This window comes from Pseudophaeobacter sp. A-200-2 (genome assembly GCF_041008815.1).
GTDB classification, from domain to species: domain Bacteria; phylum Pseudomonadota; class Alphaproteobacteria; order Rhodobacterales; family Rhodobacteraceae; genus Phycobacter; species Phycobacter gallaeciensis_A.
Genome location: NZ_JAXGFU010000003.1, coordinates 422,393 through 438,351, shown reverse-complemented (window position 1 = coordinate 438,351; position 15,959 = coordinate 422,393). Strand labels below are relative to the sequence as shown.

Sequence of the window (15,959 nt, the reverse complement as noted above, 5' to 3'; positions counted from 1 at the left end):
ATTCTGAGCAAGGCCGCTCTCGCACCGCCGAAACCATCGGCGCGTAGCGTAGCGGCCTGTTTTGCGTTTGCCCGGTTCCATCCTCCTCCGACCGGGCCTTACCGAAAGGGAAGAAGATGAGAAAACTGATGCTTGGCCTCGTGGCCTCCACCGCTCTGACCAGCCCGGCCTTTGCCGAAGCCCTGGAACTTGAAAAAGACGAGCTGACCTTCGGCTTTATCAAGTTGACCGACATGGCGCCCCTCGCCGTGGCCTATGAACAGGGCTATTTCCTCGACGAGGGCCTGTTCGTCACACTGGAAGCGCAGGCCAACTGGAAGGTGCTTCTGGACGGGGTGATCGGCGGCCAACTGGATGGTGCACATATGCTGGCAGGGCAACCGCTGGCCGCGACCATCGGCTTTGGCACCGAGGCGCATATCATCACGCCCTTCTCGATGGATCTGAACGGCAACGGCATCACCGTCTCCAACGAAGTCTGGGACATGATGAAACCGAACATCCCCACCATGGATGACGGTCGTCCGCAGCACCCCATTTCTGCCGAGGCACTGGCGCCAGTGGTCGAACAGTATAAATCCGAAGGCAAGCCCTTCAACATGGGCATGGTCTTCCCGGTGTCCACGCACAACTACGAACTGCGTTACTGGCTGGCCGCTGGCGGTCTGCATCCCGGCTATTACAGCCCGGAAAATGTGAGCGGCCAGATCGGCGCCGATGTCTTCCTGTCCGTGACCCCGCCGCCGCAGATGCCTGCCACGCTGGAAGCGGGCACCATCAACGGCTATTGCGTGGGCGAACCCTGGAACCAGCAGGCTGTATTCAAGGGCATCGGCGTTCCGGTGATCACCGATTACGAGCTGTGGAAGAACAACCCGGAAAAGGTCTTTGGCATCACCGCCGAGTTTGCCGAAGAATACCCCAACACCACCCGCGCCGTGACCAAGGCTCTGATCCGCGCCGCGATCTGGCTGGATGAGAACGACAACGCCAACCGTCCCGAAGCGGTCGAGATCCTGAGCCGCCCGGAGTATGTTGGTGCAGATTACGACGTCATCGCCAATTCGATGACCGGCACCTTTGAGTATGAAAAGGGTGACAAGCGAGAAGTACCTGATTTCAATGTCTTCTTTCGCTACAACGCCACATACCCGTTCTATTCGGATGCCGTCTGGTACCTGACGCAAATGCGCCGCTGGGGTCAGATCGCCGATGCCAAGCCCGACAGCTGGTATGACGAGGTCGCCAAATCGGTCTACCGCCCGGATATCTACCTGGACGCGGCCAAGATGCTGGTCGACGAGGGCCTTGCCGACAGTGCCGACTTCCCCTGGGACAGCGATGGCTACAAGGCTCCGACCCCGGCCGAGGATATCATCGACGGCATCGCCTTTGATGGCCGCACCCCCAACGCCTACCTCGAAAGCCTGCCAATCGGCCTGAAGGGCGAACAGGTTGTCGTGGGCGCCGGTGTCGAAGGCTGACCTATCCTGATCCGGAGCGCGCCGAGACCGGCGCGCTCCACCTCTCTCCCCCTCTCCCTCTCCGTATTCTTTCCGGTTTCGAAAGGCTCTTCCGATGACCACGACCGACCCCGATTTTGCCGCTGCCGAGGAGCGCGAAGCCCGGCGCGCCCGGCTGTTCACCAAGATCAACACCGCCGACAAATGGTTCCAGGTTCTGGGCCTTGCCTGGATGACACCCATTCTGAAAGCCGTTGCAGGCGACAACCCACAGGCTCAGGTCAAGGAAATCTGGCGCCTTCTGGCCGTGCCACTTATCGCGATCCTCGCCTTCCTGCTGCTTTGGGGCACATTGGCGCCCAAGGTGCAAACCTCGCTTGGCGCAGTACCCGGTCCGGCGCAGGTCTGGGCCGAGGTGGTGAACCTGCATGAAGACGCGCAGGCCAAGGCGGCCAAGCGCGAAAAATTCGAAGCCATGCTGGCCAAGCGCAACGAGAAACTGATCGCCGCGGGCCGCGCCGATGAGGTCAAGACCGTCGCCTATACCGGCGCGCCGAGCTATTACCAGCAGATCTGGACCTCGATCCGCACGGTGTTCTTTGGCTTTCTGATCGCTACCGCCGTTGCCGTGCCGCTGGGTATCGCGGCAGGTCTGTCGCCCACGGCGAATGCCGCCATCAACCCGCTGGTGCAGATCTTCAAACCGGTTTCGCCGCTGGCCTGGCTGCCGATCGTCACCATGATCGTCTCCGCCGTTTATGCGACCAATGACGGGCTGTTCTCCAAGAGCTTCCTGATCTCGGCCATCACCGTGACGCTCTGCTCGCTCTGGCCGACGCTGATCAATACCGCGCTGGGTGTCGCCTCGATCGACAAGGATCTGGTCAATGTCTCCAAGGTGCTGAAAATGAACACCTGGACCAAGATCACCCGGCTGGTTCTGCCCTCGGCGCTGCCGCTGATCTTTACCGGGCTGCGCCTGAGCCTCGGCGTGGGCTGGATGGTGCTGATCGCTGCCGAAATGCTGGCGCAGAACCCCGGTCTTGGCAAATTCGTCTGGGATGAATTCCAGAACGGCTCTTCCAGCTCGCTCGCGAAGATCATGGTGGCCGTCTTCACCATCGGCATCATCGGCTTCCTTCTGGACCGGGTGATGTTTGCGCTGCAGTCCCTGTTCACCTTCACGAACAACCGGTGATCGCCATGGCAATTTTGACATTCGACACCGTCTCCAAAAGCTTTGGCACCGGCACCAGCGAAACCCATGTGCTGAAGAACATCAACCTTGAGGTGGAGGAAGGCGAATTCCTCGTGCTGCTTGGCTTTTCCGGCACTGGCAAGACGACGCTGATCAACCTGATGGCGGGGCTCGACAGCCCGACCAAAGGCACCGTCAGCTTTCGCGGCCAGAAGATCGACGGCCCCGGCCCGGAACGCGGCGTGATCTTTCAAAGCTATTCGCTGATGCCTTGGCTGACCGTGGCAGGCAATGTGCGCCTTGCCGTCGATACGGTCTATCCAAAGATGCCCAAGGCGGAAAAGGACGCCAAGGTCGCCCATTACATCCAGATGGTTGGCCTGTCCCATGCCGCCAGCCGCCGCCCCGCGGAACTGTCGGGGGGCATGCGCCAGCGGGTCAATGTTGCCCGCGCCCTGGCCATGTCGCCCGAGGTTTTGCTTCTGGACGAGCCGCTTTCGGCGCTTGATGCGCTGACCCGCGCCAACCTCGCGGATGAGATCGAGGCGATCTGGGAGGCGGACAAGAAGACCTGCGTCCTGATCACCAATGACGTGGATGAGGCGATCCTTCTGGCCGACCGCATCATTGCGCTCAATCCCGATGGCACCCTGGGCGAGGAATTCCGTGTCACCATCCCCCGCCCGCGCGACCGGGTCGAGATGAACCACCACGAGGGGTTCAAATCCCTGCGCAGCCAGGTCACCTCCTACCTGATGGAGGTTGGCATCGAATCCAAGGTCGAAGGCACCCGCCTGTTGCCGGATGTCACCCCGATTCATGGCCTGCCGTCTGCGGTGGCCAAGGCCCAGGAAAGCGCGATCGAGGAACGCTTCCTCGAATTCTCGCAACTGCACAAGATCTACCCCACGCCGAAGGGGCCGCTCACCGTGGTCGAGGATTTCAACCTCAAGATCAACAAGGGCGAGTTCATCTCGCTGATCGGCCACTCGGGCTGCGGCAAATCCACTGTCCTGACCATGGCGGCGGGTCTGAACCCGATCTCCAAGGGGGCGATCAAGCTGGACCGCCGCCATGTGGAGGGCGCCGATCCCGAACGCGCCGTGGTGTTCCAGTCGCCGAACCTGTTTCCTTGGCTGACCGCGCGGGAAAACTGCGCCATCGGGGTCGATAAGGTTTACCCGGGTGCCAGCCGCGCCGAGCGGCAGGACGTGGTCGAATACTATCTGGAACGCGTCGGCCTGGCCGATGCGATGGACCGCCCGGCTAGCGACATGTCCAACGGCATGCAGCAGCGGGTGGGCATTGCGCGCGCCTTTGCCCTGTCGCCCAAATTGCTGCTGCTGGATGAACCCTTCGGGATGCTCGACAGCCTGACCCGCTGGGAACTGCAAGAGGTGCTGATGGAGGTCTGGTCCCGCACCAAAGTGACCGCCATCTGCGTCACCCACGATGTGGACGAGGCGATCCTTTTGGCTGACCGGGTGGTGATGATGACCAATGGTCCGCAGGCCACCATCGGCAAGATCACCGAGGTCGACCTGCCGCGCCCACGCACCCGCAAGGCGCTGCTCGAACACCCGGATTACTACACCTACCGGCAAGAGGTGCTCGATTTCCTGGAAGAATACGAGCACGGCGCGAAACCGAAAAAACCGGCGCTCAAAGCCGTAGCTGCGGAGTGAGGACCATGAAGCAGAAACTCGTGATAATTGGGGCAGGCATGGCCTCGGGGCGGATGCTGGAGCATCTGCTGAACGCAGACCCAGGTACCTATGACATTACCCTGTTCAACGCCGAACCACGCGGCAACTACAACCGGCTGATGCTGTCGCCGGTGCTGTCCGGCGAAAAGACCTATGCCGAGATCGTCACCCATGACGAAGACTGGTACGCCGAGAATGGCATCACCTGCCGGTTTGGTGAAAAGGCCCTCGCCATCGATCCTGCGCAGAAAGTCGTGCGCGGTGAAAAGGGCGATGTCGCTTACGACAAGCTGGTCATCGCCACCGGGTCCAACCCCTTCATGATCCCCCTGCCCGGCCATGATCTGACAGGCGTGATCCCCTACCGCGATCTGGAAGACACCGAGGCGATGATGGCCCTTGGCGACAGGCCCGGCACAAAGGCGGTCGTGATCGGTGGCGGCCTGTTGGGGCTGGAGGCGGCAGCAGGCATGGCCGCGCGCGGCGTCGATGTCACCGTCGTCCATATCATGGGCCACCTGATGGAGCGCCAGCTGGATGAGGCGGCAGGATACCTCTTGCGCAAATCGCTGGTCGAGAAGGGGATCAAGGTCCTTTGCCAGGCGAACTCCAAGGAGATCATTGATGACGGCACTGGCCATGTGAAGGCGCTGCGGCTGGAGGATGGCACCGAACTGCCCTGCGATCTGTTGGTGATGGCGGTGGGCATCCGCCCAAACATGGCGCTGGCAGAGGCAACGGGCCTTTCCTGCAACCGGGGCGTCGTGGTGGACGACCACATGGTGACCTCGGATCCCGACATCCTTGCCCTTGGTGAATGCGTTGAACACGATGGTGCGCTCTTTGGTCTTGTGGCGCCGCTTTACGATCAGGCCAAGGTGCTGGCGCAGACCCTTCTGGGGCAGGACGCGCGTTTCGTGAACAAGGAGGTCTCGACCAAGCTGAAGGTTACGGGCTGCGATCTGTTCAGCGCCGGAGATTTCGCGACAGGCGAAGGGCGCGAGGATATCGTTTTCCGCGATCCCGCGCGCGGCGTCTACAAGCGGCTGGTGCTGGAAGGCGATCGACTGATCGGCGCGGTGATGTATGGCGATACCGCCGATGGCGCCTGGTTCTACAGTCAGATCAAGGATGGCAGCGACATCAGCGAGATGCGCGATACGCTGATCTTTGGTCCGGCCTATCAGGGGGGCGCCTCAGCGGACCCTTTGTCAGCCGTTGCAGCCTTGCCGGATGATGCGGAAATCTGCGGCTGCAACGGCGTATGCAAGGGCGATATCGTCTCGGCGATCCACGATGGTGCCACGGATCTCGGCGCATTGCGGGCCTGCACCAAGGCGTCTGCCTCCTGCGGGACCTGCACGGGACTGGTGGAACAGGTGCTGGCCGTCACCCTTGGGGACGATTACGCCGCGCCCACAGCGCAGCCCATCTGTGGTTGCTGTGATCTGACGCACGAAGACGTGCGCCGTTTGATCAAATCACAAGAGCTGAAATCACAGGCCGCCGTTTGGCAGGAACTGGGCTGGAAAACCCCCAATGGCTGCCATGTCTGCCGCCCGGCGGTGAACTTCTACCTGCTCGCCGATTGGCCGGTGGAATATCAGGACGATCCGCAAAGCCGTTTCGTCAACGAACGCAAGCACGCCAATATCCAGAAGGACGGCACTTTTTCCGTGGTGCCGCGCATGTGGGGGGGCATGACCACCCCGGACGAGCTGCGCGCCATCGCCGATGCTGCCGAGAAATACAACGTGCCCACCGTGCATGTGACCGGTGGCCAGCGGATCGACCTCCTTGGCGTCAAGGGCGAGGATCTGCCGCATATCTGGGCCGACCTCAACAAGGCGGGCATGGTCTCGGGGCACGCCTATGCCAAGGGGTTGCGCACGGTGAAGACCTGCGTCGGCAAGAATCATTGCCGCTTTGGCACCCAAGACAGCACCGGCCTTGGCATCAAGCTGGAAAAACGCCTGTGGGGCTCATGGTCTCCGCATAAGGTGAAGCTGGCCGTCTCGGGCTGTCCGCGCAACTGCGCCGAGGCCACCTGCAAGGACATCGGCGTTGTCTGCGTCGACAGCGGTTACCAGATCGGTGTCGCAGGCGCGGCTGGCATGGATGTGAAGGAAACCGAACGGCTGGCCGATGTGGCAACCGAGGAAGAGGCGCTCGACCTCGCCACCGCCTTCATGCAGCTTTACCGCGAGAACGCCAAATACCTCGACCGGCCCTACAAATGGGTCGCCAAGGTCGGCCTTGATTGGGTGAAGGCCCGCGTCGTGGACGATCTGGAAGAACGCCAGCGCCTGATAGACGCGTTTGAATTGTCACAAACCATCTACCGCAAGGATCCCTGGGCCAAGGAAGTGGAGGAGAAATCCGCCTCTTATGCCCCCCTTGCCGATCTCACCCTGGAGGCCGCGGAATGAGCTGGATCGATATCGGACATATTGACGAGGTGCCCCTGCGCGGGGCACGGCTTTTGAAAACTCCGATGGGCTGTATCGCGGTTTTTCGCACAGGCGAGGCAGAGGTCTTTGCCGCCTCCAACAGCTGCCCGCACAAGGGCGGCCCCTTGTCCGAAGGCATCGTGCATGGGCAATCGGTGACCTGCCCGCTGCACAACTGGGTCTTTGACCTCAATACAGGAGAGGCGCAGGGCGCTGATGACGGGCGGATCGAGACCTACCCCTTGCGTCTTGAAGGGGCGCGCATTCTGATTGATGCCAGTGCCCTTGCCCGGCGGAGCGCCGCATGAGCGCGCCCGGCGGGATCCGCTCCACCTGCCCCTATTGCGGGGTGGGCTGCGGGGTTCTGTTGTCTGAGGACAAGAACGGCGCGCTTTCCGTGCGCGGCGACCCGGATCATCCGGCCAACTTCGGGCGGCTCTGTTCAAAAGGCTCAGCCTTGGGGGAAACCCTGGGGCTGGAGCATCGTCTGCTTGCTCCAAAGATAGACGGGCAGGACAGCGATTGGGACACGGCGCTCGATCTGGTTGCGGATCGGTTTTCCCAGACGATCCGCGATCACGGGCCGGACAGCGTTGCCTTCTATGTTTCGGGCCAGCTGCTGACCGAAGACTACTACGTCGCCAACAAGCTGATGAAAGGCTTCATCGGCTCGGCCAATATCGACACCAATTCACGGCTCTGCATGGCCTCCAGCGTGGCGGGGCACAAACGTGCCTTTGGCAGTGATACCGTGCCCGGCACCTACGAGGATCTGGACGAGGCTGATCTGGTGGTGCTGGTGGGATCGAACCTCGCCTGGTGCCATCCGGTGCTCTACCAGCGCCTTCTTGCGGCCCGCAAATCACGCGGCACCAAGATTGTGGTGGTGGACCCGCGCCGCACCGCCAGCTGCGACGGCGCTGATCTGCATCTGGCCTTGCAGCCGGGGTCGGACGTGGCCCTGTTCAACTACCTTCTAAGGGAGATCGACGCGCGCGGCGCGATGGATCCCGATTTCCTGCAACACACCAATGGGTTCGAAGCTGCGCTCGAAGCAGCCCAGCTTGAGACCCTGTCCCCGACCGGGCTGACAGAGGACGAGGTCCGCGCCTTCTGCGACATGTGGATCGGCACAGAAAAGACCGTCACCATCTACAGCCAGGGGGTCAACCAATCGACCAGCGGTAGCGACAAGGTCAACGCCATTCTGAACTGCCACCTAGCGACCGGGCGCATCGGCAATCCCGGCATGGGGCCCTTGTCGGTGACCGGCCAGCCCAATGCCATGGGCGGGCGCGAGGTCGGCGGGCTGGCGAACATGCTGGCCTGTCATCTCGATCTGGAAAACCCTGATCACCGCCAGGCGGTGCGCGATTTCTGGCAGGCTCCGCAGATGCCCGAGGTGCCGGGGCTGAAAGCGGTGGACATGTTCCGCGCTGTTGCCGATGGGCGGATCAAGGCGCTGTGGGTCATTCACACCAACCCGGCCGTGTCGATGCCCGACTCCGCCGCCGTGCGCGCGGCGATCAAGGCCTGCCCTTTCACCGTGGTCAGTGACATCACCGAACACAGTGACACCGCGCGTCTGGCACGGGTGCTGCTGCCCGCCAGCGCCTGGGGGGAGAAGGACGGCACCGTCACCAATTCAGACCGCACCATCAGCCGCCAGCGCGCGGCCCTGCCCGCACCCGGTGCGGCCCGCCCCGATTGGCAGATCCTCTGCGAGGTGGGCAAACGCATGGGCTGGCACGCGGCCTTTGACTATGAAAGCCCGGTCGAGATTTTCCGCGAATATGCTGCCCTCTCCGGGATCGCTGGTCAGTTCGGGCGTGATTTCGACATCTCCGGCCTCGCTGGACTGGATGCGGCGGCCTACGACACCCTTGCCCCCACCCGCTGGCCCGTCATCGCAGATCGCAGCGGTGGCCGGTTCTTTGCCGATGGCAATTTCTACCATGGCGACAAAAAGGCCCGGCTGCTGCCGCTGCGCTATCGCCCGCCCGCAGCCAGGACGGGGCCGAAGTACCCTTTCCGGCTGAACACCGGGCGGCTTCGCGACCAATGGCACACGATGACGCGCACGGGGCTGTCGCCACGCCTTGGCGCGCATATGCCGGAACCCTTCCTTGACCTGCATCCCAATGACGCCGCCACATTGGGTATCGCCCCTGCCGATCTTGTGGAGGTGCGCAGCCCCAATGGACGCGCCATCCTGCGCGCCCGGATCGGCGATGCGGTGCAACCCGGGCAGGTCTTTGCGCCGATCCACTGGACCGGGGAAACCGCGCCCTCTGGCCGGATCGACGATCTGGTCGCAGCCGAAACCGACCCTGTGTCGGGCCAGCCCGAAAGCAAGGCCAGCGTCGTTGCCGTCCAGAAGATGGAGGCCGCCTGGTATGGTTTCGCGGTCTCGACCCGGCCAATGGCACCAAACGCCGACTATTGGGCGCAGGCCCCCACCCGTGGTGGCTATCGCGCCGAGATGGCCGGATACGCGCCTGCGCCCGATTGGGAAGAGGAAGCCCGCCGCCTGTTCGATCTGCCCGGCGCCGAAGCTGCCACCATTCTGGACCCCGCACGGGGAACAGCCCGGATCGCCCTGTTCGACAAGGGGCGCCTGCTTGCGGCCCTGTTTGTGGACCGGGAACCGGTGGCGGTGGTGCGGGACTATCTTGCCACGCTCCCGGATGCGGCAGGCACAGAGGTTCTGACCGGTCGCCCCCCGGCGGATGTGCCGGATCCCGGTCCGGTGATCTGCTCCTGCTTCGGGATTGGGATCAACACCATCATCAGCGCCATCGAAACCCAGCACCTGATGACGGTGGAAGCGATCGGTGTCGCACTGGAGGCGGGGACCAACTGCGGCTCCTGCCGCCCGGAACTGGCCGCCATTCTGGCCAGCACCCATCAACGGGAGGCTGCGGAATGAGCCTGGCCGATCATGTGCGCACCCTGGGCCGTGGCTCTGGACGCTCCCGCTCTTTGACCCAAGACGAAGCGCGGGACGCCATGACCCTGATGCTGGGCAAGGACGCCGCGCCCGAGGCCATTGGCGCGCTGTTGATGCTCTTGCGCATGAAGGGCGAAACGGCGGAAGAGATCGCCGGTTTTGCGGCCGCCGTGCAAGAACAGGCCCCGGCGCTGCCGCAGGTCGACCTCGACTGGCCGTCCTATGCGGCAGGGCGCACGCGTGGGCTGCCCTGGTTCCTTGTCTCGGCGCTGATGGTGGCACAAAGCGGCAAGCGGGTGATGCTGCATGGCTGGAACGGATCCGATCCCACTGTGCGAAACGGTCTTGAAACCCTTGGCATCCCGATTGCCCATACCCCCGCCGAGGCCAAAGCCGCGCTGAACGCGGGGAATATCGTTTATATGCCGCTGGAAGATCTTTGCCCGCCCCTTATGCACCTCTTGTCCCTGCGTGCCGTGCTTGGTCTGCGCTCTTGCGTCAACACGGTGTGCCGGATGCTAAACCCCTCTGGCGCGGCTGCCAGTGTTCAGGGCGTCTTTCACCCCTCCTACCGGCTGTTGCAGGCCGATGCCGCCCAGCGACTTGGCTGGCAGTCCCTGACCGTGATCAAGGGGGGTGGCGGCGAATTCGAACGTCACCCGGCCAAGGCGATTGAAACCTTCGGATTGCGGGATAGCGCGCTTTGGCAGGACACCGAGGCACCGCGCCTACAGGAAACCCGGCGCCTGGCGGACAGCGCAGGCCATATCAATTCGCTGAAGGTGGCGATCAGCCCTGCCGCACTGCCGCGATTTGAGAGTGAAGTCATCCTTGGAACCGCGCGGCTGGCGATGGACACGCTGGGCTGTGCGCAGAGCCCCTTGCATTTTCCCGACGGCAGCCCTGTGCCGACGGCCCTTCCCCTGACAGCCTGAAAGGACATCACATGACATTGCTGCAACGGCTGTTTCACATCCCCCTGTTTGGCCCGGCGCAAACACTTGCTCTCGCTTCAGGGCCTGCCTCCCTCATCCTGGCGCGGGTGGGCCGCACGCTGGACCGGATGACACCCCAGCTTAGCGCCCCTTCCACGCCGAAGGAGTGGCAGGCAAAAGGTCATATCGCCTTGGTCGGGGCAGGGCCGGGGGCGGCGGACCTTTTGACCCTGCGCGCGGTCAAACGCCTGCAGCAGGCCGACGTGATTTTCTACGACCGCCTGGTTGATCCTGAAGTGCTGGAGCTTGCCCGGCCCGGTACTGAAATGGTCTTTGTCGGAAAACATGTCGGGGCGCACAGCTGGCCACAGGAGAAGATCAACCGCGTGATCGTAACCGAAGCTCTGAAAGGACGCCGCGTTGTGCGGCTGAAATCCGGCGATCCCGGCATCTTTGGCCGCGCCAGCGAAGAGATGGAGGCGGCTGATGAGGCGGGCATCCCGGTTGAGCTGGTGCCTGGCATCACTGCAGCCTCAGCCGCTGGGGCGGCGCTGGGGCGCAGCCTGACCAGTCGCGGTGTTGCCAATGCGCTGGTGCTGACCACGGGCACCGGCTGTGCCAGCGATCCCTTTCCCGATTGCACCCGCCTGTCGGGGCCGGGCACGACGACGGCCTTTTACATGTCGGTGCGTCAGGCGCGGCGGCTCGCGGATCAGTTGATGCAGAAAGGCCTGCCTGCGGACAGCCCCGTTGATATCGCGGTGGAGGTCTCCAAACCCGGGGAGCGGCATTTTGCTGCCACTGTCGGCTCCTTGGCGGATGTCATCGCGGCCTGCCACATCACCGGCTGCGCGATCCTGCTGGTCACCTGGCCAGAGGACGGGGTGCCCACAGTGCAATCGCAAACGGCGGCGGGCCAGACCGCCAAGGTTCCAAAGGCCGTGGCGGTTGTCTGATCTTCAGGCCCAGTCCAGCGGCGTGATGTCAAAGGACTTGATCCGCGAATAGAGCGTCGTCGGTTTAATCTGCAAAAGGGCGGCGGCGCCGGTCGGGCCGGAGACGCGCCCACCGGCTTCGCGCAGGGCGGCGATGATATTGTCCCGGACCATCTCCTGCATTCTGGCCTCGGTATGGAACCTGGTGCCGGGCGCCGGGGCGTCTTGGGTCGTGCCGGAGAGTTCGATGACCAGCTTGCGATCCTGCGAGACGATGGCGGCGCGCTCCATCGCATTGTGCAATTCGCGCACATTGCCGGGCCAGTCATAGGCCTGCATCTGCTGCATCACCCGTTCGGTGATCACCGGCACCGGCCGGTTCAGCCTGCGGCAGGCGATCTTCAGCAGGTGTGCGGCCAGCAGCGGAATGTCTTCGCGGCGGTCGCGCAGTGGCAGGCAGTTGATGGGAAAGACGTTGAGGAACAGAAACAGATCCTCGCGGATGCGCCCGGTGCGGCGCACTGTCTCCTCAGCCAGCGAGGTCGCCGCGATCACCCGGATATCGAGCGGCTTTTCCCGGGTATCGCCCAGCCGGGTGACGGATCCGCTTTGCAGGGCGTGTAGCAGCTTGCCCTGAATTTCGACCGGCAGTTCCTCGACATCGTCGATGAACAGGGTGCCGCCGTGGGCCAGTTCCAGTTTACCGGGCTTGTCGCGCATGGCGCCATTCGGGGCGCCGCGCATCTGGCCGAAAAGTTCGGCCTCGACCTCCTCGGGGGCGACGGAGCTGCATTTGAAATGGATCAGCGGGCGCCGGGCGCGGGGGCTGGTCTTGTGGATTTCGGTGGCGACCAGCGATTTCCCGGTGCCGGTTTCGCCGCTGATCAGGACAGTCGCCGTTGTCTTGGCCACCAGATCGATGCGGGCCACGATCTGCCGGATGGCGGGCGAGGATCCGATGATGTCGTGATGGGCGCGCTCTGATGTGATTGCCTCTTGCAGATAGGCGTTTTCCTGTTCCAGCCGGTCACGTAGGGCCGCGACCTCTTCCATCGCCTCGCGCAGCTTGCGTTCGCTTTCCTTGCGTTCGGTGATGTCGCGGAAGATCACCACCGCCCCAACCAGCACCTTCTGATCGTAGATCGGGGTCGAGACATATTCGACCCGGATCGGCTTGCCATCCTTGCGCCAGAACACTTCGTCCTCGATCCGGTGGACCTGTTCGAAGCGGAAGGAACGGTAGATCGGGCATTGCTGTGACGGGTAGTGTTCGCCGTTGAGGTGATGATGGTGGATCATCGAGTGGATGTCCTTACCCAGCAGATCTTCGGAGGTCCAGCCCAGCATCTCACGTGCGGCGCGGTTGACGAATGTGGTCTTGCCCTCGGCGTTGACACCGTAGATGCCTTCGCCTGCAGCGTTGAGGATCAGCTGGTTCTGGCGTTCCAGCTCGGCAAAGAAACCTTCGGTGCGTTTCCAGTTCACAAGGCCGGCACGAAAGGTTTCCGCCAGGGCGGCGGTTTCGGCGCGCTGATCAAGGGCACGCAGATCGGTCAGCGCCAGGATGATCCAGCCGTCCTGTCCCGGTACCGGCTGCGCCCGGAGTTCGCAGTTCAGCGCGCTACCGTCCCCGGCCCGCAGAGTAACGTCGCGGGTCCAGCTTGCGCCGCGATGGTCCACCTCCTCGAGGAACACCACGAAGCGGGGCATGTCCTTGCCCAGATAGTGTGAGAAGGGCAGGGGAAGCCCGCTGTCCTCCCCCGAGAGCATCCGGGCAGCAGCCTGGTTCCAGTCGACCACCCGGTCTTCCGTGGTGTCGAGGACAAGCATGGCCTCGGGAATCGACTGCAAAAGGGAATCGGCGTTGAGAAGATCGAGTGACATGGGAAAAGGTTAAACCTCGTCCTCGTCAGGTTTAAACGAAATTTCGTAATTTACGATATATCGTAAATATGGGTGTCCAGAAATCAGCATAACGTACTGGAATAATGTGTTTTTGTTTGCTGCACAAATGTTGGGCGGCTGCTTTTTTTGTCCCGTGGCGGCTGTCAGAGTTTACGAAACATTGACTGAAAGGGGACACCCATGACGACAAAGAGCCTTGGAAATCCGTTCTCGGATAAGACCGATCTGCGACACGGCGCCGATTGCGGTTGCGATGGATGCCTGTCCGGACACGGCCATGACAAGGGCCACACCGAGCCACAGCATATGTCCTCTGACGACATGATGGAACGCGCCGTCGAAAGCGCCATTGTGCGTTCGGTCTTTGGGCACAATGACATCGGTCGCCGCTCTTTCATGGGCATGCTGGGCGGCAGCACGGTGGCTGCGGCGCTGGCCTCGGTCTTTCCGATGGAGCAGGCCAAGGCGGCGATCCTTGACGAGCTGGGTCCGCCGGAAAAATCCGATCTCAACATCGGCTTTGTGCCGATCACCTGCGCCACCCCGATCATCATGGCGCAGCCGATGGGGTTCTACGAACGTTATGGTCTCAACGCGCAGGTCATCAAGACGGCCGGCTGGGCCGTGGCCCGCGACAAGTCGCTGTCGGGGGAATATGATGCCAGCCACATGCTGACGCCGATGCCGCTGGCAATGACGCTGGGCGCCGGATCCATCGCTGAACCCTACATCATGCCCGCGGTCGAGAACATCAACGGCCAGGCTATCGTCCTGTCGAACGAACACCTGGACAAGCGCGATCCGAAACAGTGGAAAGGCTTCACCTTCGGCGTGCCGTTTGAATATTCGATGCACAACTTCCTGCTGCGGTATTACGTGGCCGAACACGGGCTGGACCCGGATGTGGATATCCAGATCCGCGTGGTGCCGCCGCCGGAGATGGTCGCCAACCTGCGCGCCGGCAACCTTGATGGTTACCTGTCGCCCGACCCGTTCAACCAGCGCGCCGTCTGGGAAGGCATCGGCTATATCCACATGCTGACCAAGGACATCTGGGAAGGTCACCCCTGCTGTGCCTTTGCCGCGCCGCTGTCCTTTGCGACCGAATTGCCGAACACATACGGCGCCCTGCTGAAGTCGATCATCGACGCCACGCAATACGCGTCAAACCCGGAAAACCGCAAGGAAATCTCCGAAGCAATCGCACCGACCAACTATCTGAACCAGCCGGTTCCGGTGATCGAACAGGTGCTGACCGGCACCTATGCCGATGGTCTGGGCGAGGTTCAGCGCGTGCCCGACCGGATCGATTTCGACCCCTTCCCTTGGCATTCCATGGGGGTCTGGATCCTGACCCAGATGAAACGCTGGGGCTATATCGAAGGCGACGTCGATTACAAAACGGTGGCTGAGCAGGTCTATCTGGCCGCCGACGCCAAGAAGGTGATGAACGATCTCGGCTACGAGGCGCCCGACGTCACCTACAAATCGCACACCATCATGGGCAAGACCTTCGATCCGGCCAAGCCCGAAGAATACGTGTCCAGCTTTGCGATCGGAAAGGGGTGATCCATGCTGGATAACCTTTCAGTCAATCAGCGTGCGGTGATCCTGTCCGTGGTGATGCTGGTGGTGGGCCTCCTGATTTGGGAGGCCGCCATTCCCGCGCAGAAGGCCGCGTCCGAGCTGACGGAATACGAGCGCCTGACCGGCGGCGGTGCCCCCAAGGCCGGGGTGCCCCCGCCAAGCCAGGTGATCGCCAAGGCCTGGGAACAGCTGTCGAACCCGTTCTATGATGCAGGCCCCAACGACAAGGGCATCGGCATCCAGATCGGCTATTCCATCTACCGGGTGCTGACCGGCTATCTGATGGCGGCGCTGATCGCGATCCCGCTGGGTTTCCTCATCGGGATGAGCCAGGTCGCCTATAAGGCCTTCAACCCCTTCATTCAGGTGCTGCGCCCGATTTCGCCGCTGGCCTGGATGCCGCTTGCGCTGTTCATCATTCAGGACAGCGAGGCCTCGGCGATCTTCGTGATCTTCATCTGTTCGATCTGGCCGATGCTGCTCAACACCGCCTTTGGCGTGGCCGGGGTGCGCGAGGACTGGGTCAATGTGGCCCGCACGCATGAACTCGGCGCTTTGCGCACCGCCTTTACGGTGATCCTGCCTGCGGCGGCGCCGACCATCATCACCGGTATGCGGATCTCCATCGGCATCGCCTGGCTGGTGATCGTTGCGGCAGAGATGCTCGTGGGGGGAACCGGCATTGGCTACTACGTCTGGAACGAGTGGAACAATCTCGACCTGACCTCCGTCATCTTCTCGATCCTCATGATTGGCGTTGTTGGCATGATGCTGGATGCCGCCTTTGGTGTCCTGCAGCGCGCCGTCGCCTACGCCGAATAGGAGCATTC

At 62.6% G+C, this 15,959-nt stretch carries 11 protein-coding genes; 10 read left to right on the top strand and 1 reads right to left on the bottom strand.

The window, feature by feature from the left end:
- The first annotated feature begins 116 nt into the window (after nt 1-116).
- The 8 genes from SM766_RS07040 to cobA all read left to right on the top strand — a co-directional run bounded on the left by SM766_RS07040 (nt 117) and on the right by cobA (nt 11,658).
- Nucleotides 117-1,484, top strand: coding sequence for a CmpA/NrtA family ABC transporter substrate-binding protein (locus tag SM766_RS07040; RefSeq protein WP_368947331.1), 1,368 nt, complete (start codon nt 117-119; stop codon nt 1,482-1,484).
- A 94-nt stretch (nt 1,485-1,578) separates the two neighbouring features.
- Nucleotides 1,579-2,661: an ABC transporter permease gene (locus tag SM766_RS07035; RefSeq protein WP_065272434.1), complete on the top strand. Its 1,083-nt coding sequence runs from the start codon at nt 1,579-1,581 to the stop codon at nt 2,659-2,661.
- A gap of 5 nt (nt 2,662-2,666) precedes the next feature.
- On the top strand, nt 2,667-4,346 hold the full coding sequence (locus SM766_RS07030; protein WP_368947330.1) for an ABC transporter ATP-binding protein: 1,680 nt from the start codon (nt 2,667-2,669) through the stop codon (nt 4,344-4,346).
- Between the two features lie 5 nt (nt 4,347-4,351).
- Nucleotides 4,352-6,796 (top strand): nitrite reductase large subunit NirB, encoded by a 2,445-nt coding sequence (nirB, locus tag SM766_RS07025; protein ID WP_368947329.1) that lies wholly within the window; start codon nt 4,352-4,354, stop codon nt 6,794-6,796.
- Nucleotides 6,793-7,125 carry a nitrite reductase small subunit NirD gene (gene nirD / locus SM766_RS07020; RefSeq protein ID WP_274839391.1) on the top strand — a complete coding sequence of 111 codons (333 nt, stop codon included), beginning with the start codon at nt 6,793-6,795 and terminating at the stop codon, nt 7,123-7,125. Before nirB ends, nirD begins: the two co-directional genes overlap by 4 nt.
- Nucleotides 7,122-9,746, top strand: a complete 2,625-nt coding sequence (locus SM766_RS07015; protein WP_368947328.1) for a molybdopterin-dependent oxidoreductase — start codon at nt 7,122-7,124, stop codon at nt 9,744-9,746. The genes nirD and SM766_RS07015 overlap by 4 nt, the downstream gene beginning before the upstream one ends.
- Complete coding sequence (locus SM766_RS07010; RefSeq protein ID WP_368947327.1) at nt 9,743-10,702, top strand: glycosyl transferase family protein; 960 nt, start codon at nt 9,743-9,745, stop codon at nt 10,700-10,702. Before SM766_RS07015 ends, SM766_RS07010 begins: the two co-directional genes overlap by 4 nt.
- Nucleotides 10,703-10,713: 11 nt before the next feature.
- Nucleotides 10,714-11,658 (top strand): uroporphyrinogen-III C-methyltransferase, encoded by a 945-nt coding sequence (cobA, locus tag SM766_RS07005; RefSeq protein WP_347509821.1) that lies wholly within the window; start codon nt 10,714-10,716, stop codon nt 11,656-11,658.
- A 3-nt stretch (nt 11,659-11,661) separates the two neighbouring features.
- On the opposite strand, the gene SM766_RS07000 is transcribed toward cobA, so the two are convergent.
- Nucleotides 11,662-13,521 (bottom strand): sigma 54-interacting transcriptional regulator, encoded by a 1,860-nt coding sequence (locus SM766_RS07000; RefSeq protein ID WP_368947326.1) that lies wholly within the window; start codon nt 13,519-13,521, stop codon nt 11,662-11,664.
- A gap of 201 nt (nt 13,522-13,722) precedes the next feature.
- Here SM766_RS07000 and SM766_RS06995 point away from each other — a divergent pair, with 201 nt between their 5' ends.
- Nucleotides 13,723-15,111 carry a CmpA/NrtA family ABC transporter substrate-binding protein gene (locus tag SM766_RS06995; protein WP_274834664.1) on the top strand — a complete coding sequence of 463 codons (1,389 nt, stop codon included), beginning with the start codon at nt 13,723-13,725 and terminating at the stop codon, nt 15,109-15,111.
- Nucleotides 15,112-15,114: 3 nt separating this feature from the next.
- Nucleotides 15,115-15,951, top strand: a complete 837-nt coding sequence (gene ntrB / locus SM766_RS06990; protein ID WP_274827548.1) for a nitrate ABC transporter permease — start codon at nt 15,115-15,117, stop codon at nt 15,949-15,951.
- Nucleotides 15,952-15,959: the final 8 nt, after the last annotated feature.